General features: G+C 65.6%; 16 protein-coding genes and 2 rRNA genes. 6 read left to right on the forward strand and 12 right to left on the reverse strand.

Annotation, left to right across the window (positions count from 1 at the left end):
• Positions 1–57 precede the first annotated feature (57 nt).
• From IB274_RS19620 to IB274_RS19665, 10 genes are all read right to left on the reverse strand, one after another.
• Positions 58–948, reverse strand: coding sequence for a DUF4892 domain-containing protein (locus IB274_RS19620; protein ID WP_412548434.1), 891 nt, complete (start codon positions 946–948; stop codon positions 58–60).
• Positions 949–1,031: 83 nt separating this feature from the next.
• Positions 1,032–1,892 (reverse strand): alpha/beta fold hydrolase, encoded by an 861-nt coding sequence (locus IB274_RS19625; protein WP_192433901.1) that lies wholly within the window; start codon positions 1,890–1,892, stop codon positions 1,032–1,034.
• A gap of 9 nt (positions 1,893–1,901) precedes the next feature.
• Positions 1,902–2,702 (reverse strand): alpha/beta fold hydrolase, encoded by an 801-nt coding sequence (locus IB274_RS19630; protein ID WP_192433903.1) that lies wholly within the window; start codon positions 2,700–2,702, stop codon positions 1,902–1,904.
• Positions 2,703–2,929: 227 nt separating this feature from the next.
• Positions 2,930–3,577: a LysE family translocator gene (locus IB274_RS19635; protein WP_192433906.1), complete on the reverse strand. Its 648-nt coding sequence runs from the start codon at positions 3,575–3,577 to the stop codon at positions 2,930–2,932.
• 44 nt (positions 3,578–3,621) lie between these two features.
• Positions 3,622–4,425, reverse strand: coding sequence for an AraC family transcriptional regulator (locus tag IB274_RS19640; protein WP_192433908.1), 804 nt, complete (start codon positions 4,423–4,425; stop codon positions 3,622–3,624).
• A 221-nt stretch (positions 4,426–4,646) separates the two neighbouring features.
• Entirely contained in the window at positions 4,647–5,072 is a 426-nt protein-coding gene (locus IB274_RS19645) for a hotdog fold thioesterase (protein ID WP_081519161.1), read from the reverse strand.
• A 15-nt stretch (positions 5,073–5,087) separates the two neighbouring features.
• Positions 5,088–6,755, reverse strand: a complete 1,668-nt coding sequence (locus IB274_RS19650) for an AMP-binding protein (RefSeq protein ID WP_192433910.1) — start codon at positions 6,753–6,755, stop codon at positions 5,088–5,090.
• A 259-nt stretch (positions 6,756–7,014) separates the two neighbouring features.
• The gene (sixA, locus tag IB274_RS19655) at positions 7,015–7,479 is read right to left on the reverse strand and encodes a phosphohistidine phosphatase SixA (protein ID WP_192433912.1); all 465 of its coding nucleotides are present in this window, start codon (positions 7,477–7,479) and stop codon (positions 7,015–7,017) included.
• The gene (locus IB274_RS19660) at positions 7,476–7,832 is read right to left on the reverse strand and encodes a DUF4389 domain-containing protein (protein ID WP_192433914.1); all 357 of its coding nucleotides are present in this window, start codon (positions 7,830–7,832) and stop codon (positions 7,476–7,478) included. The genes sixA and IB274_RS19660 overlap by 4 nt, the downstream gene beginning before the upstream one ends.
• A gap of 13 nt (positions 7,833–7,845) precedes the next feature.
• Entirely contained in the window at positions 7,846–8,868 is a 1,023-nt protein-coding gene (locus IB274_RS19665; protein ID WP_192433917.1) for an NAD(P)H-dependent glycerol-3-phosphate dehydrogenase, read from the reverse strand.
• 182 nt (positions 8,869–9,050) lie between these two features.
• Between IB274_RS19665 and IB274_RS19670 the strand changes: the two genes are divergently transcribed.
• The 6 genes from IB274_RS19670 (at position 9,051) to IB274_RS19695 (ending at position 16,531) form a co-directional block, all read left to right on the forward strand.
• Complete coding sequence (locus tag IB274_RS19670; protein WP_318652897.1) at positions 9,051–11,159, forward strand: TonB-dependent receptor plug domain-containing protein; 2,109 nt, start codon at positions 9,051–9,053, stop codon at positions 11,157–11,159.
• Position 11,160: 1 nt separating this feature from the next.
• Positions 11,161–12,081, forward strand: coding sequence for an ABC transporter substrate-binding protein (locus tag IB274_RS19675; protein WP_192433919.1), 921 nt, complete (start codon positions 11,161–11,163; stop codon positions 12,079–12,081).
• Positions 12,078–13,994: an ATP-binding protein gene (locus tag IB274_RS19680; protein WP_192433921.1), complete on the forward strand. Its 1,917-nt coding sequence runs from the start codon at positions 12,078–12,080 to the stop codon at positions 13,992–13,994. Before IB274_RS19675 ends, IB274_RS19680 begins: the two co-directional genes overlap by 4 nt.
• Positions 13,995–14,225: 231 nt before the next feature.
• Complete coding sequence (gene fabA, locus IB274_RS19685) at positions 14,226–14,741, forward strand: 3-hydroxyacyl-[acyl-carrier-protein] dehydratase FabA (RefSeq protein WP_138216449.1); 516 nt, start codon at positions 14,226–14,228, stop codon at positions 14,739–14,741.
• A gap of 10 nt (positions 14,742–14,751) precedes the next feature.
• Positions 14,752–15,969: a beta-ketoacyl-ACP synthase I gene (gene fabB, locus IB274_RS19690; RefSeq protein ID WP_045208787.1), complete on the forward strand. Its 1,218-nt coding sequence runs from the start codon at positions 14,752–14,754 to the stop codon at positions 15,967–15,969.
• Positions 15,970–16,087: 118 nt separating this feature from the next.
• Entirely contained in the window at positions 16,088–16,531 is a 444-nt protein-coding gene (locus IB274_RS19695) for a GNAT family N-acetyltransferase (protein ID WP_192433923.1), read from the forward strand.
• Between the two features lie 205 nt (positions 16,532–16,736).
• Here IB274_RS19695 and rrf (IB274_RS19700) read toward each other — a convergent pair.
• Together rrf (IB274_RS19700) and rrf (IB274_RS19705) are read right to left on the reverse strand one after the other, a co-directional pair.
• A 5S ribosomal RNA gene (rrf, locus tag IB274_RS19700) occupies positions 16,737–16,852 on the reverse strand.
• Positions 16,853–16,957: 105 nt separating this feature from the next.
• A 5S ribosomal RNA gene (gene rrf, locus IB274_RS19705) occupies positions 16,958–17,059 on the reverse strand; the annotation flags it as partial.

Below are 17,059 nucleotides of genomic sequence, written 5' to 3' on the forward strand. Positions count from 1 at the left end.
TAGGGCGTTTCCGCTCTCAACGTAGGATATTCGGCTTGAAGAATCAGTTCAGGGAAATCAGCGCAGCCAGGTCAGATGCAAGCCGTCGCCCTCATCCTTGCCCTGCTCCAGACGCGCATCGCGCACGCCCTGAGCGGTGAGCGCAGCGCGCCAATCACCGGCGTGCTGGCCGGCCAGTTCGACGCGCACGCCAGTATCCAGGCGCAAGGTGCGCACCAGCAGGTCAAGCCAGGCGCCGCCCGGCTCCTGCGGCACGTGGCTGAGGGTCAGCTCGCCGTTGGCCTTGAGCAGGCGCATCAAGGTTGCCGGGCTGGGCAGCAGTTCGCCGAGGGCGCTGCTGCTGTCCAGCTGTTCGGCGTGCAGATAGGCGCGGCGGTTGCCACGGGTGATGGTGTAAACCGCCAACAGGCTGTCCTCGTGGGGCGCGGCGAGTCGTACCAGCAGGTAGGCCTGCTGTTCGTCGGGGCCAAACAGCTTCGAGTTGCCAAACACTGAGTTGGCCAGCAGGTTGCTGGAGCCGCAATCGCGGCTCTCGCACCAGAACAGCGGCGTGGCGTCAGCCTTGAGCAAGTCCTTGCGCGCGGCGGCGAAGGCGCTCTGGCTGGAATCCTCGTCGGGCAGGCGGTAGGTCACGGCCGTCAGGTCGCCGATGGCGCGCACCTCCCCTTCCATGCGTAGGCGCCCGCTGATACGGCTGATCGAGCCTTGCGGGTAGATGCGCTCCTGGCTCGGCGACTGGTTGAAGTCGACGATTTCCGAGCGCGGGAAGCGCGGGAGGATCTCCAGGTCGTGGCTATCGGGGAGGTCGGCGGCGCCGGCGAGGCTGGCGAAACCAAGCAGTCCGCCAGCGATCAAGGTACGGAGCAGCCGTGACATCCGGTGCGCGTCGGTCCTGACGAGGTGAGGGTGTTCCGGCCCCTGGCGCGCGGCGGTCTGGATGTCGAGCATGCACAATCTCCCTGAAGCGATCCGTGCAGCGTCGCGGTCGGCCCCGCTTTAGTCAAGCCGCAGGGCGCTACGGGGTGTTTCCCTCAAGCCTGCAGGAAGGGTCGAAATATCGCCGCAACAGCCTCGGCGCCCGCCTCGTCGTCCAGGTGCAGGTGGTGCTGGCCGGGCAGCTCGTGGACCGCGAAGGGCAGGCTCTTCAGCATTTCGCGCAAAGCCGGCTCGACCATCAGCAGGCCCTGCTGCGCCAGCACCAGGCTGGCAGGACACTGCACGGACTGGACGAATTGTCGCGCATGGGCGCGGGTCAGGCGCAGCGGCGAGGGCAGCGTCAACCGTGGGTCTGTGCGCCAGGTATAGCCGCCGGGCACCGGCACCAGGCCCCGGGAGGCCAGCAGCTCCGCCGCCTCGCGGCTCACCGCACCAACGCCCTTCATGCGCGCTTCCACCGCGCGGTCGATGGCTTCGTAGACCGGCTTGCGCTTGTTTGGCAGCGCCAGCTGGGCCCGCAGCGCTTCGCCGAGTTTCTTTGGCGAGGTGTCCGGCTCGCCGGTGTAGGGCACCAGGCCGTCGATCAGTGCCAGGCGCTCGATACGCTCAGGCATGGCAGCGGCCAGCAGCACCGAGACGATGGCGCCCATCGAATGCCCAAGCAGGGAGAACCGCTCCCAGCCCATCTGGTCGGCCACCATCAGCACGTCCAGAGCGTAGTCCCACAGCAGGTAGCTGGCCCCCGGAGCGCGGTGGCCGGAATGGCCGTGGCCGGCGAAGTCCAGGGCGAGGATGCGCACGCCTTCGAGCTTGGGCGCCAGGCGGGCGAAGCTCATGGCGTTGTCCAGCCAGCCGTGCAGGGCGATCACCGGACGCCCGTCTTCCGGGCCGAAGAGGTGCGCGGCCAGCTCGATGTGCGGCAGGTTCAGGCGGATTTCCTGGACTTTGGCGGTCATGGCGTTTCCTTAGGCGTTGGCGCGCTGTTGCCAGCGGGCAAAGACGGTCTTGAGCAGCGCGGCGGTGTCCTGCGGGCGCTCCAGCGGGAACATGTGGCCACCCGGCAGCGACAGGCTCTCGCCCATGGGGACGCGGCCGATCAGGCGGGCATGATGTGGCAATACCACGCGGCTGTGGCGACCGCGCACCATGGTCAGCGGCACGGCCAATTGCGTGGCGCGACCCGGAGCGGTATGCGGCACGTTGCGGTAGATGGAGATTTCGGTGGCCGGGTCGAACTTCAGCCGCAGGCCCCGCGCGTCGACCGGCGCCAGCCCGTGGCGCACGTAGGCCTCCAGGCAGTCGCGGTCGAAGCGCTTGAACAACGGCTTGCCGGCGAAGTATTCCAGCGCCTCGGCGAAGTCGCCGAAGTTCTCGCGGCGGCCGAGCGTGCGGCCGGCGGGCGTCAGGCGGTCGATGAAGCCGAAGCGCTTGGCGACGCGGATCACCAGTTGGTCGGCCAGGGTCAGCAACGGCGAGTCGAGCATCACCACGCCGCGGTACAGCTCGGGTTTGCGCAGCGCCGCGTGGTAATGCAGCACGCCACCGAGTGAATGGCCGACGCCCCACACGGGCTCGTCCAGCGCTTCGAGGTGATGCAGCAGCTCTTCCACCAGGTTTTCCCAGTTGGCGTTCACCGGGAAGCGCGGGTCATGGCCGTGCATGTCCAGCCGATGGACCCGGTAATCCGGCTCCAGGGCATCGAACAACTTGCCGTAGGTCCCCGAGGGGAAGCCATTGGCGTGGGCGAAGAAGACCGCTTGCGACATGCTGCGTGAACTCAGGGGAATGACAGCCTGAATTTTCCGACAGCACCGGGGGCGCGGCAATGACCCGCACTCCCGCGAATGACGGCACTACGGCCAAACTCCATGGCGCTCCGGCGCGTTTACCTTGGTTCGCGTACCTTGCGGCGGATAGCGCGTGCCGCGTTATGCGCCCTACGAGAACGCCACCGTAGGGCGCATAACTTGGAACAAGTTATCCGCCATCCCCTTCACACCCAATGCGTCGCGTGGTTCACCACGCTGAACAGGATGCCGCCCGCCACCAGCAGGAACACCACCCCGCACGCACCGTCGATGGCGGGAACGGCCCGCAGCAACCGCCGCTGCCACAACGGCCGGGTGAGGAGGATGCTGAGCAGGCTGAACCAGGCGAAGCCGATCACGAACAGCATCACCGCCACCGAGACCTTGCCGGGCACGGACATGTCCACCGGGATGAGGCTCGTCAGCAGCGCGAGGAAGAACACCAGCGCCTTGGGGTTGAACAGGTTGGTCGCCAGCCCTCGCACCCAGGGGCCGAGCCTCGACGCGGACAACTCGCCGTCGATGCGCCCCGCCCCGCCCGGCTTGCGCAACGCCCGCAGCGCGCCGACCCCAAGCCAGCCGAGGTAAGCCGCACCTACCAGTTGCAGCGCGCTGAACAGCAGCGGCGAACGGCTGAGCAGCAGCGACACGCCGGTCAGCACAAGGGTGCCGTGGACCAGGATGCCGCTGGCCAGCCCCAAGGCGCTGAGCACGCCGGCGCGGCGGCCCTGGTGCAGCGAGGTGCGCACCACCAGCGCGACGTCCGGGCCGGGGCTGACCAGGGCGACCGCGAACACGGCGGTGAGCATGAGCAAGACGTGAACCTCCTGCATGGCGGGATTCTCCAGTGGGAAAGGAAACGGGAATGGGGGGTGGATCAGCGCTGGCGCAGTCGCGCGGGCGGCAATCCGTAAGTGCGGCGGAACAGCCGACTGAAGTGCGCCTGGTCATAGAAGCCCAGGCTCAGGGCGATTTCCGACAGCGGCTGGCCCTTGATCACCCGTGGCAGCGCGCGTTCCAGGCGCAGCTGGGTGAGCCACTGGTGCGGCGGCAATCCACACTGGTGGCGGAAACGGCGCAGCACCTGCCAGGGACTGAGGTCGCAGAATTCGGCGATTTCTTCCAGGGTCGGCGGGGTTTCCAGGCGCGACTCCAGCCACTCGCGTACACGCGCCCAGGTCGACGCATCGAAGCCCTGCCCTGGCTCGCGAACACGCAGGCTGGAAGCACGCTCCAGCAGTGCAGCCAGCGCTTGCCAGAGCTGGCCTTCCTGCGCCAGCCGCTCGCCGCCCAGCATCAAGGCGTGGGCACGTTGCAGTTCGATCTGCAGCAGCGGATCACGCAACTGCGCGGCGGTCAGTCGCGGCGCGCCCTGGCGACCATCGCTGAAGGCGCGGCAGGCGTCATCCAGCCATTGCGGATCGATGGAAAGCACGCGGATGCGGTAGCCGTCCTCTCCCTCGCTGGAACCGTCGTGGATGCTTTCGGGGCTCATCAGCAGGATGTCGCCATTCCCGGCCAGCGAGCGCTCACCGCGATGGGTATAACGCTGGCAGCCGTCCAGCATCAGCCCGACGTGGTAGTCGAGATGAAAATGCCGGGGAAAGGCGAAATGGCGGTACTCGGCGTCGATGAAACGGACGCCGGGCAGGCCGCTGCTGTGGTGTTCGATGCGTTCCATGGGCCTACTTTACCGGCGCGGGAACGGCGGGTCTTGGACAAAATTGCGAGGGTGCCGGGCGGCGCTGCTCCCACTGACGCATGTAACCGCAGGGAGCGCCTTTGCAGGATGGGCGGAGCCTAGGCGATACCCATGCTGCTGGTGCAGGGATAGATGGGTATCGCTTCGCTCCACGCCATCCTACGGTCCCATTCTGGGACAGGCCGCAGATTGGAACTGGTTCAGCGCTCCAGCGGCACCACCGCCATGGTCAGCCGCGAGATGCAGCTCGGCTTGCCGTCATCCCCATGCAGGCGGATCTCCCAGACGTGGGTCGAGCGGCCGATATGTACCGCCTTGGCCACCGCAGTCACCCGCCCGCTGCGCAACCCGCGCAGGTGGTTGGCGTTCACCTCCAGGCCCACGCAGTAGTACTTGCTGTTGTCCAGGCACAGGTAGCTGGCGGTGGAGCCGACGGTTTCCGCCAGCACCACCGACGCGCCGCCGTGCAGCAGGCCGTAGGGCTGGTGGGTGCGCGAATCCACCACCATGCTGGCGGTCAGCGAGTCGTCGTCGAACGCCTCGAAACGGATGTCGAGCACTTCACCGATGGTGTTCTTCAGGTTCGCGTTGAGCTTTTCCAGGTCGGGCGTGGTGCGCCAGGTCATTCCGCATTCCTTCTGTCATTCATGCCATTGCACCGCCTCGCGGCGCTCCGCCCATTCATTGAAGCGCTTGCCGTAGGTCCCTTCCACCACGTTGCGCTTGATCTTCAGGGTCGGCGTGAGGAAGCCGTTGTCTACGGTCCAGACGTCCTTGACCAGCACCAGACCAGCCAGGCGCTCGTGCTTGTCCAGCGCATCATTCACTTCAGTCAGCAGCTCTTGCAGGCTCTGCTCCAGTTGGCTGCGCGAGCCGTTGGCGGCCTCCTGGCGGCCGACTTCGGAGAGCACGCAGAGGCCCAGCGGGGCGATCAGGCCGTCGCCCACCACGCAAATCTGCTCGATCCGCGAATGCACGGCCAGGCGGTTCTCGATGGGCGCTGGGGCAACGTACTTGCCCTTGGCGGTCTTGAAGATTTCCTTGATGCGGCCGGTCAGGCGCAGGTTGCCTTCAGCGTCCTGCTCGCCCTTGTCGCCGGTGCGCAGGAAGCCGTCCTCGGTGATGGTCTCGGCGGTGCGCTCCGGGTCCTTGAAGTAGCCGACCATGGTCGCGCCGCTGCGTACCTGCACTTCGCCTTCGTCGCTGATGCGCACTTCCACACCGGGGCTGTTGCGACCGATCCAGCCGGCCCGCTGCTCACCCGGCCGGCAGACGTGGGAGTAACCGCAGTTTTCGGTCATGCCATAGACCTCGAGCACGTTCAGCCCCAGGCGCTGGTACCAGTTGAGCAGCGCTTCGGGCACCGGCGCAGCACCGCAAAGGGCGAAGCGCACGGCGTCCAGGCCAAGGCCGGCAAGTACCTTGCGGCCAACGAGGCGGCCAACGATGGGCAGGCGCAGCAGGCGGTCAAGTTTCTGCGCCGGCATCTGTGCGTAGACGCCCATCTGGAACTTGGTCCAGATGCGCGGCACGCCGAAGAACACCGTCGGTCGCGCGCGGCGCATGTCGGCGACGAAGGTGTCCAGACTCTCGGCGAAGAAGATCGTCTGCCCGGCGTAGATCGACGCCATCTGCACGAACATGCGCTCAGCCACGTGGCACAGCGGTAGGTAAGACAGCAGGCGGTCCTCCTCGCCGACGCCGAACAGGTCGATGGCATGGCTGGCGGCGAAGGCGAAGTTGCCGAAGGTGTGCATCACGCCCTTGGGCGTGCCGGTGGTGCCGGAGGTATAGATCAGAGTCGCCAGCGTCGCGGCGTCCGGGCGCGGATCGTCGCTGATCGGCGCCAACTGCTGCAGATCACTCCATTGCTGGTCGAAGTGGCCCTGCGGATGCAGCGGCAGCGCGACGGTCGGCACGCCCTCGGGAATGCCGTCCGTCATCGCCGGCCAGTCGTCCAGCTTGCCGATGAAGGCCACCCGCGCTTCGGAGTGGGTCATCACCTGGCGTACAGAATCGGCGGTGAGGTTGGGATACAGCGGCACCGAGACGTGGCCGGCCATCCAGATGGCGATGTCGGCGACTATCCAGTGCGCGCAGTTCTTGGAAATGATCGCCACCCGGCTGCCTTCGGGCAGGTTCAGGCTGCGCAGCCAGGCCGCGGCGCGGCGGGCCTGGTCGCCCACTTCGCCCCAGGTCAGGGTCTGCACTTCGCCGCCGGCCAGCGGCTGCACCAGGTAGCGTTTGTTCGGGTGGCTCTTCTCGCGCTGATAGAACAGGTCGAGTGGTAATCGGACTGCTTTAACCACGTGCCCCTCCTTTGTTCTTGTTGTCAGAGGTGTAGCTCAGGGATATAGCGATGGATCAACCAAGCACTTGCTTGGTTGAATATTCCACGCAGCGCAGCGGCAGACAAGGCTGGTCGTGTGAACTTTTGTAGGATTTAGCCGAAGGATGGGCTCCGGACGCTCTGGACCGGGCCTTGTGTAGAAACATCCGGGCACGATTTGCCGGCGTCGGAAATGCAAAAGGCCCCTTGCGGGGCCTTTTCGCGGAGACTTGTCCGCCTCAGGAATGCCGCGGATGGTGCAGCGACACCAGCTCCATCAGCCCCGCCACCGGCACCTCGCCTTCCAGCTCCGCCAGGGTGGCGGTGCTGAACGGCACGGCGTCGCTGCGGCTGCCATGCACCAGCAGGCCGGCCAGCGCGCCCACCAGCGGTTGGTGGGTGACCAGCAGCAGGTTCTGCTCATTGCGGCCGTCGAGGAAGCGCAGCACGTCCTTCGGATCATCGTCGGGGGTCAGCCAGGGCGCAGTGCCGACGGCCCCTTCGAAACCCAACGCCTCGCGGACCAGTTCGGCAGTCGCCTGCGCACGCACGTAGGGGCTCGCGAGGATGCCATCCAGCGGCTGGCCGGCGAGCTGGGCAGCACTTTTCAGCACTTCCTTGACGCCGTGTGCCGTCAGCCGGCGCTCGGAATCGCGGCGAGCCTGGGGTTCGGCTTCACCGTGACGAAGCAACCAGAGCTTCAAAGCTTGGGCTCCTCGTCGCGCACCGGGTGCGGTGCGGGCGGCACGTCGTGCGGGGCCTCGCCTTCGGGAGCATGGGAGGTCGGCCAGTCGGAAAACGGCCAGGGTTTCTCTTCGGTCTGGAAGGTGCCGAAGCGGCCGATCTGCGCGAAGTACTGGCTCAGGCTGTCGCCGAAGCCCATCAAGCTGCCGCTGGGCGCGCCGTAGATGATGCGGTAGACAAGCTGGATGACCACCACGGCGCCAAGGATCATCTCGGCGACGAACCAGACCAGCGTGAAGACCAGCATCCAGACGACACGCAAGACCAGGGATTCCTTTTCCTGACGTTCAGCGGACGGATGTTCAGCGGACATGAGCGATACCTCCTCAGAAACCGGTGGTGGGAATGAAGTCGACGTCGGTCTTCGGCTCGCCGCTCATCAGCGCGCCGATGACCTGCTCCAGGGTGCGACCGCCGAACAGGATGGCGTTGAGGCCGGCCACCAGCGGCATGTAGACCTGCAGCTCGTCGGCCTTGGCCTTGAGCACCTTGAGAGTGTTCACGCCCTCGGCGGTCTCGCCCATGCGCGCCACGGCGTCTTCCAGTGTCAGGCCTTCGCCCAGGGCAAAGCCCACCTGATAGTTACGGCTCTTGGGTGACGAACAGGTGACGATCAGATCGCCCACGCCGGCCAGGCCGAGGAAAGTCATGGGGTTGGCGCCAAGCTGGACGGCGAAGCGAGTCATCTCCGCCAGGGCGCGGGTGATCAGCATGCCCTTGGTGTTCTCGCCCATGCCCAGCGCAGCAGCCATGCCGGCAATGATGGCGTAGACGTTCTTCAATGCGCCGCCCAGTTCGACGCCAAAGCGGTCGCCACTGGCGTAGACGCGGAAGGTGCGCCCGTGCAGTGCATCCTGCACCTGGGCGCAGAGGTCTTCGTCCTCGCTGGCGACCACGGTGGCGGTCAGCTCATGCTCGGCGATCTCGCGCGCCAGGTTCGGGCCGGAGATCACCGCGATGCGGGATTTCGGCGCGATCTCCTCGAGCACCTGGCTCATCAGCTTGAAGCTCTGCGCCTCGATCCCCTTGGTCAGGCTGACCAGCATCTTGCCCGCCAGCTCCTCGCTGCGGCCGTCGAGCACCTTGCGCAGGGCGCTGGAAGGCACCGCGACGAAGATCATCTCGCATTCGGCGAGCGTGGCGGCGAGGTCCGTGGTCGGCTCCACGCCGTCGTGGATGCGCACGCCCTTGAGGTAGTTGGGGTTCTCGCGGCGGGTGCGGATCGCCTCGGCCTGCTCCTCGTCGCGCATCCACTGGCGAACGCGCTGTCCGTTTTCTGCCAGCAGGTTGGCGAAGGCGGTGCCGAAACTGCCACCACCGAGGACGGCGATCGGTTGCTGCTGTGTCATGTCTGTTCCATTGGTGGCCGCTCAGGGGCAGCGATTGGGGCATTATAAGGCCGCATCGGCGAGCGGCCAGTGCGGATCGTGGGACTGGCAATCAGCGCCGCCTCGTTTAACATCCGTCTGACAGGAAACGTCTCTTTCCAGACGTCGACCCACCCGATAAGAACCGAGAACAAGGCCGTTCCGTGCATCGTCCCGTCCGCGTCCCTTTGCCGCTTTCCCTGCTTGCCGCATTGCTGGCGGGCAAGGCCGTGGCGGGCGACCTGTTCGTGGACAGCCTCGACGTCCCCGAAGTTCTGACCGCGACGCGGCTCAAACAGTCCCCCGCCGAAGTCCCCGGCAGCATGACGGTGCTCGACCGCGACCTGATCAAGGCCTCCGGCGCCCGCGACATTCCCGAGCTGATGCGCCTGGTGCCGGGCATGATGGTCGGCTACCTGTCGGGCAACCAGGCGACGGTGAACTACCACGGCACCAACGTCACCGAGGCGCGGCGCCTGCAGGTGCTGGTTGATGGTCGTTCGGTGTACCGCCCGGGCCTGGCCACGGTGGACTGGAGCGACATCCCGGTGGCCATCGAGGACATCGACCGCATCGAGGTCTTCCGCGGCCCGAACGCGGTGAGCTACGGCGCCAACGCGCTGATGGGCGTGATCAACATCCTTACCCGGCATCCGGCGGACAGCCAGGGCACGCGGCTGAAATACACCGTCGGCCAGAACGGCGTGCGTGACTGGTACGCCAGCCAGGGTCTGCACGACCGTTCCGGCGACTATCGGCTGTCTCTTTCCGGCCAGGAAGACGATGGCTTCGACCACGACCAGTTCGGCCGCGACTACCGCGACGGCCGCCGCCTGAGCCGCTTCAACCTGGCAGCCAGCCACAGCCTGGACCTGCGCAACAACCTGGACTGGCAGCTCGCGGCAAAAGAAGGCAGCAACCAGCGGCCCTACGGCTACCAGCCGATCTTCGGCAACATCGCCGCTGGCGACGACAATTCCGACCTGACCGCCCGTGATTACGCAGGCTCCATGCGCTGGACCTTTGACGCCAGCCCTGAGCACAGCCTCTATGTGCAGGGTTACGCCGAGCACTGGGAGCGCCTGCAGGATTTCGGCGCGTGCGAGGCACAGATCGCCTTCAGTCCGCAGCTCGCCCAGCTATGGGAACTGGACCCGAAGTACGTGCAGAACTTCGCCGACACGCTGCCGCGTATTCCCCGCGGCGCGCCGCAGAAACAGGCGCTGGCCCGGGAGGTCGTCCAGCAACTGGCGTCCGGCGCCTATCTGCCGGTGTGTGGGCAGGTGAACCAGAACATCCGCGAGACCCGCTACGACCTCGAAGTCCAGGACACCCTGAGCCTCGCCGACGGCGTGCGCCTGGTCAGCGGCATGAGCTACCGCCACGACCAGGCCACCTCTGAAACCTACTTCGACGGCACGGTGAACAACGATATCTGGCGCCTGTTCGGCCAGTTGGAGTGGCACCTGACGCCGCACTGGCTGCTGCAGGGCGGCGCGATGGTAGAGGACGACCAGCTGTCGGGCAGCTCGGTCAGCCCGCGCCTCGCCCTCAACTACCTGATCACCCCGCGCCACAGCCTGCGCGCGGTGTATTCCGAGGCCGTGCGCTCGCCGGACATGTATGAGAACGACGTGAACTGGAGCTACCGGGTGCGCAATCTCTCGGCGCCGGTCTACGGTCAGTCCAACGCCTATTACTTTGCCCGCGCCCACGGTCCCGGCGACCTCGACCAGGAGCGCATGCGCTCGCGGGAAATCGGCTACAACGGCCAATTCGACGAACTCGGGCTCGCGGTCGACATCAAAGCCTACTACGACGAAATCCACGGGCTGATCAGCGATCCCTTGAAGGTCTCCGACTTCGAACCGACCAACGACAACGAAATCCGCTTCACTGGCACCGAAACCCAGCTCGATTGGCGCCTGACGCGACAGGACCGCGTGCGCCTGACCTACGCCTATGTCGACTACGACGCCAGCAGCCGCTACGACCAGCGCCTAACCGCGCGCAACAGCGGCTCGGCTGGCTGGATGCGCGACTGGGGGCGCGGCTGGTCGAGTTCGGTCTTCTACTACGGCGACGATGCACTGAACGAGCACCGCTTCGAGCGCATCGACCTGCGCGTGGCCAAGCGCATTCCCCTGGGTCGCGCGGCGCTGGAGCTGGCCGGCGTTCTGCAGCAGCGGCTGGACGACGAGCCGCTGACCTGGCCGGAAAACCGCTACGACAACCGCCACCTGCTCTATTTCAGCGCCGAGGTGGACTTCTAGCATGTCTGCCCGCCGCTCACGGACGAGCCCCGGCCCCCTCCTCAGCGCCCTGCTTCTCTGGCTGGCCTGCGTGTTTGCGCTGCCGGTCCAGGCACGCGACATCCTGCTGGTCAGCACCGAACAGAGCCCTGCGCTGCAGGACTTCGCCGAAGCCCTGGCGCAACGTCGCCCGCATGACCAGGTGCGGCTGGAATCGCCAGAGAACCTGCCGCCCGCCGACAAGCTGGATCGCGAGACGCACCTGCTGCTGCTTGGCAGCGGTGCGCTGAACTGGCGCCTGGCCAGCCACGACGCACCGCCGGCATTGACTCTGCTGGTCAGCCGCGTCGAAGCCAGGCAAGTGCTGGGCGAGCGCGAGCCGCCGCACCTCAGCCTGCTGTGGAGCGACCCGCCACCGGCACGCCAACTGCAACTGGCGCTGCAACTCAGCCCACGTCCGCAACGCATTGGCGTGCTGATCGGCCCCAGCAGCGAATTTCTCCTGGAAGAGCTTCAGCGCAGCGCGGATCAGCTCGGCGTCGAACTGGTCAGCGAGCTGCAAACCCGCGCCGAAGACAGCCGCCCGCTACGAGAACTGCTCGGTCGCAGTGACCTGCTGCTCGGGCTGGACGACAAACAGCTTTATAACGCGCAGACCATCAAGGGCATCCTCCTCAGCGCTTACGCCGAGAACCGGGCGCTGATCGGCCCCACCGCCGCCTTCGTCAAGGCAGGCAGCCTGGCCAGCACCTACAGCGACCAGAGCGACTGGCTGGAGACCCTCGACACCCTGCTAGACGAGCCGGCGGAGCAATGGCCCCGCAACCTCTACCCCGAACGCTTCAAGGTGCAGAGCAACCGCCAGGTGGCGCGCTCGCTCGGCATCGACCTGCAAGGCGACGCGGAACTCGCGCAGCGCCTGGCCGAAGGAGAAAAACCATGAGTTCCCGCAAGAGCTGGAACATCCAGACGCGCATGCTGGCAATCAGCCTCGGCCCGGCGCTGCTGCTCACCGTGCTGCTGACCGCCTACTTCACGTATTCGCGTCTGCAGGACCTGCGCCTGGAGTCCAACCACACCGGCCAGTTGATCGCCAACCAGCTCGCCCCAGCAGCTGAATACGGGGTGATCTCCGGTAACCTGCCGGTCCTGCAGAGCCTGCTGCGGGCGACCCTGAGCACCGCCCACGTGCGCTTCATCGAAGTGCGCGATCGCGGCGACAACATCCTCGTCTACGTCGAGCACGCCGCCGATCCGGCACAGGCGAGCACCAAGGTGGAAATCTTCCATGCCTCGATCCAGCGCGAAAACATCGCCCTTGATGGCAGCGACCTGGCGAGCCCCAACGACATGCTGCCGACAACCGCACCGCCCAGCGGGGATTATCTCGGCCGCGTGGTGGTCGGGATGGCCAGCGACGCCTTCAGTGAACGGCAGCAGGAAATCCTTCTCAAGGCCAGCCTGCTCGCGCTGTTCGCACTGATCCTCACCTACCTGCTGGCGCGCCGCCTCGCCCGCCGCCTGGCCGCGCCGATCCGCACCATGGGCCGCGCTGTGCAGGCGATCCAGACCGGCGATTACCACACCACCCTGCCGGTGCCGGATGACGGCGAAGTCGGCGACCTCGCCCGGCACATCAACAACCTTGCCCGCGGCCTGCAGCAGGCCAGCCTGGAGCAGGAGCGCAGCATCGCGCAGCTGGTGGCGGCGCGGGAGGAAGCCGAAGAGGCCAACCGCGCCAAATCCGACTTCCTGGCGATGATGAGCCACGAGCTCCGTACCCCGATGAACGGCGTGCTGGGCATGCTGCAGTTGCTGGAAACCACCGAGCTGAACCAGGAGCAGGCCGAGTACAGCGCACTGGCCACCGAATCCACCGAGCACCTGCTCAAGGTCATCAACGATATCCTCGACTTCTCCCGCGTCGAGCGCGGCGCGCTGGAACTGGAGCGCATCCCGTTCAACCTGCTGGAGCTGATCCAGAGCTCGATTCAGGTCTTTCAGCACAGCGCCCAGCAGCGGGGGCTCGAACTGGAAATGAATGTGCAGGACGGCCTCGACAACCTCGAAGTGCAGGGCGACCCGACGCGCATCCGGCAGATCCTGGTCAATCTGCTGGGCAACGCCCTGAAGTTCACCGAAGAAGGCGGCGTGCGCCTGGAAGCGACCTGGCAGGCGCTGGATGACGAAGTCCTGTGGCTCAGCTGTTCGGTGCAGGACAGCGGCATCGGCATCTCCCGCGAACGCCTGGAACACATGTTCGAAGCCTTCCAGCAGGCCGACTCGTCCACCTCGCGGCGCTACGGCGGCACCGGGCTGGGGCTATCCATCGCGCGCACCCTGGCCGAGCGGATGGGCGGCACGCTGGGCGCGGTCAGCGAAGAAGGCTGTGGTTCAACCTTCACCTTGGAGATTCCCCTGCCCTTCCGGGAGCGTCAGAGTGCCGCAGACGACCGGCCGAATGGCGGCGACGCGCTTGCCACTGGTCAGTCCGTGCTGCTGGTGGAGGACAACCCGGTGAATCAAACGGTCATAGAAGCTATGTTGCGCAGCCTGGGCTATCGCGTCACGCTGGTGGGTGACGGCGCCCAGGCAGTGCGCACCTCCGAGCGCGGAGAGTTCGCGGCGATCCTGATGGATTGCCGCCTGCCGGTGCTCAACGGCTACGAAGCCACCCGGCAGATCCGTGCAAAACCGGGCGGCGAACAGGTACCGATCATCGCCCTGACCGCCAACGCGCTGCAGGGCGACCGCGAGGCGTGCCTGGAGGCGGGAATGAACGACTACCTCGCCAAGCCGTTCAAACGCGCGGAGCTGCAGCGGATTCTGCAGCGCTGGGTTGCTCCAGGTCGTTGATCGATGGAGCGCTTGCCCGCAAACTGCGGACCGGCCCGGGGCCTGCGTCCCGACGAGGAAACCTGGCGTCGGCGAAAAGTGAACAAGCGTTCGCCGATTGCTGTGACTTTCACTTAAAGGCAATAGTCTATGACTAGGCTGCCGCATGACACCGTGACAAGAACAACGGAACGCGGCGCCGCAGGCACAAGCCAAACAACGCCTGCTATCCAGGATTTTTGAGGAGCTCGCATGACCAAACAAAACGCCTTCACCCGAGAAGACCTGCTGCGCTGCAGCCGCGGCGAGCTCTTCGGCCCGGGTAATGCGCAACTGCCCGCCCCGAACATGCTGATGATCGACCGCATCACTCACATCAGTGAAGTCGGCGGTAAGTATGGCAAGGGCGAACTGGTCGCCGAGCTGGATATCAACCCGGACCTGTGGTTCTTCGCCTGCCACTTCGAAGGCGACCCCGTCATGCCGGGCTGCCTGGGCCTCGATGCCATGTGGCAGCTGGTAGGCTTCCACCTCGGCTGGCAGGGCAACCCCGGCCGCGGCCGCGCCCTGGGTTCGGGTGAAGTGAAGTTCTTCGGCCAGGTCCTGCCGACCGCCAAGAAAGTCACCTACAACATTCACATCAAGCGTACGATCAATCGTTCGCTGATCCTGGCCATCGCCGACGGCACCGTCAGCGTCGATGGCCGCGAAATCTACAGCGCCGAAGGCCTCCGCGTCGGCCTGTTCACTTCCACTGACAGCTTCTAAGGGTATCCGCATGCGTCGCGTCGTGATCACCGGTCTGGGCATCGTTTCCTGCCTGGGCAATGACAAAGACACCGTCTCCGCCAACCTGCGTGCAGGCCGTGCTGGCATCCGCCACAACCCCAGCTACGCCGAGATGGGCCTGCGCAGCCACGTTTCCGGTTCGGTCAACCTGAACCTGGAAGAGCTGATCGACCGCAAGGTCTTCCGCTTCATGGGCGACGCCGCCGCTTATGCCTACCTGGCAATGGAACAGGCGATCAAGGACTCCGGCCTCACCCCCGAGCAGATCTCCAACCCGCGCACCGGCCTGATCGCCGGCTCCGGCGGTGCTTCCACCCTGAACCAGATGGAAGCGATCGACACCCTGCGCGAAAAGGGCGTCAAGCGCATCGGCCCATACCGCGTCACCCGCACCATGGGCAGCACTGTTTCCGCGTGCCTGGCCACTCCCTTCCAGATCAAGGGCGTGAACTACTCCATCTCCTCGGCCTGCGCCACCAGCGCGCACTGCATTGGCCAGGCCATGGAGCAGATCCAGCTGGGCAAGCAAGACGTCGTCTTCGCTGGCGGCGGCGAGGAAGAACACTGGAGCCAGAGCTGCCTGTTCGACGCCATGGGCGCCCTCTCCACCCAGTACAACGACACCCCGGAAAAGGCCTCCCGCGCCTACGACGCCAAGCGTGACGGTTTCGTCATCGCCGGCGGCGGCGGCATGGTCGTGGTCGAAGAGCTGGAACACGCCCTCAAGCGTGGCGCCAAGATCTACGCCGAAATCGTTGGCTACGGCGCGACTTCCGATGGCTACGACATGGTCGCCCCGAGCGGCGAAGGCGCCATCCGCTGCATGCAGCAGGCCCTGTCGACCGTGGACACCCCGATCGACTACCTGAACACCCACGGCACCTCCACCCCGGTCGGCGACGTCGCTGAAATCCGTGGCGTGCGCGCAGTGTTCGGCGACAAGGCCCCGGCCATCAGCTCCACCAAGAGCCTGTCCGGCCACTCCCTGGGCGCCGCTGGCGTTCACGAAGCGATCTACTGCCTGCTGATGATGGAAGGCAACTTCATCGCCGGTTCGGCAAACATCGACGAACTGGATCCGGAAGTCGCCGACCTGCCGATCCTGCGCGAAACTCGCGAAAACGCGAAGATCGACACCGTCATGAGCAACAGCTTCGGCTTCGGCGGCACCAACGCCACCCTGGTCCTGAAACGCCACAACGGCTGATCGGTGATCCAAACAAAAAAGGCGCCCCAGGGCGCCTTTTTGTTGCCTGCAATTCCGCCCTACCCTCGCGCCGGCAATCCCGTCAGGATGAGCACATTGGATAGCAGGGAGCGTGCACATGGATGTTCTGATCAGACAGGCCCGCAGCGAAGACACCACGGCCATCAGCCAGGTCATCGTAGCGGCCGTCAGGGAAAGCAACGGCCAGGACTACCCGGCGAGCGCCATCGAATCGGTGATGGCGAACTTCACGCCTGAGCGAGTCATCGAGCTGCTGCAGAAACGCCTGGTGTTCGTCGCCTTACTGGATGACGAAATCGTCGGCACAGGCGCCCTGGATGGCCATGCCGTGCGCAGCCTCTTCGTAGCGCCACGGCAGCAGCGCAAGGGCATCGGCCAGGCCCTGATGGGCCAAATCGAGAAAGCCGCCCTGGAGCGCGGCGTAGAGGCCTTGCTGGTCCCCTCTTCTCTCACCGCAGAACGCTTCTACGCCCGCCTCGGCTATCGCCTGCTGCGCGAACAGGTCCACGGCGAAGAACGCACCCTCATCGCCCACTTGTAGGAGCGAGCCTGCACGCGAACCGCACACTTCACGGCCCGCGGCAAACGCCGGTCGTAGGGTGCATAACGCCTCAAGCGTTATCCGCCGCGGCGGATAACCCGTCCCGGGTTACTGGCCCTATATAGGGCTCCCGTATTGGCTTTTTCCGCCCCATAAAACAAAACCCCCGACCAGCTTTCGCTGATCAGGGGCTTTGGAATTAGAAGCTTGACGATGACCTACTCTCACATGGAGAAACTCCACACTACCATCGGCGATGCATCGTTTCACTACTGAGTTCGGGATGGGATCAGGTGGTTCCAATGCTCTATGGTCGTCAAGCAATTCGGTTGGATGCTCGCCTTGGCGCTCATCCGAATTCGGGCTGCTTACACTAATAAGCAAAACCCCCGGCCAGCGATGCTGACCAGGGGTCTTGGGATAGGAGCTTGACGATGACCTACTCTCACATGGAGAAACTCCACACTACCATCGGCGATGCGTCGTTTCACTACTGAGTTCGGGATGGGATCAGGTGGTTCCAACGCT

It is taken from the genome of Pseudomonas sp. PDM18 (assembly GCF_014852585.1).
Taxonomy (GTDB): domain Bacteria; phylum Pseudomonadota; class Gammaproteobacteria; order Pseudomonadales; family Pseudomonadaceae; genus Pseudomonas.

Excerpts from the sequence above, each read along its gene's own strand:
- IB274_RS19620 (WP_412548434.1), bottom strand. The coding sequence starts at position 948 with ATGCTCGACATCCAGACCGCCGCGCGCCAGGGGCCGGAACACCCTCAC.
- IB274_RS19625 (WP_192433901.1), bottom strand. The coding sequence starts at position 1,892 with ATGACCGCCAAAGTCCAGGAAATCCGCCTGAACCTGCCGCACATCGAG.
- IB274_RS19630 (WP_192433903.1), bottom strand. The coding sequence starts at position 2,702 with ATGTCGCAAGCGGTCTTCTTCGCCCACGCCAATGGCTTCCCCTCGGGG.
- IB274_RS19635 (WP_192433906.1), bottom strand. The coding sequence starts at position 3,577 with ATGCAGGAGGTTCACGTCTTGCTCATGCTCACCGCCGTGTTCGCGGTC.
- IB274_RS19640 (WP_192433908.1), bottom strand. The coding sequence starts at position 4,425 with ATGGAACGCATCGAACACCACAGCAGCGGCCTGCCCGGCGTCCGTTTC.
- IB274_RS19645 (WP_081519161.1), bottom strand. The coding sequence starts at position 5,072 with ATGACCTGGCGCACCACGCCCGACCTGGAAAAGCTCAACGCGAACCTG.
- IB274_RS19660 (WP_192433914.1), bottom strand. The coding sequence starts at position 7,832 with ATGTCCGCTGAACATCCGTCCGCTGAACGTCAGGAAAAGGAATCCCTG.
- IB274_RS19665 (WP_192433917.1), bottom strand. The coding sequence starts at position 8,868 with ATGACACAGCAGCAACCGATCGCCGTCCTCGGTGGTGGCAGTTTCGGC.
- IB274_RS19675 (WP_192433919.1), top strand. The coding sequence starts at position 11,161 with ATGTCTGCCCGCCGCTCACGGACGAGCCCCGGCCCCCTCCTCAGCGCC.
- IB274_RS19680 (WP_192433921.1), top strand. The coding sequence starts at position 12,078 with ATGAGTTCCCGCAAGAGCTGGAACATCCAGACGCGCATGCTGGCAATC.
- fabA (WP_138216449.1), top strand. The coding sequence starts at position 14,226 with ATGACCAAACAAAACGCCTTCACCCGAGAAGACCTGCTGCGCTGCAGC.
- fabB (WP_045208787.1), top strand. The coding sequence starts at position 14,752 with ATGCGTCGCGTCGTGATCACCGGTCTGGGCATCGTTTCCTGCCTGGGC.
- IB274_RS19695 (WP_192433923.1), top strand. The coding sequence starts at position 16,088 with ATGGATGTTCTGATCAGACAGGCCCGCAGCGAAGACACCACGGCCATC.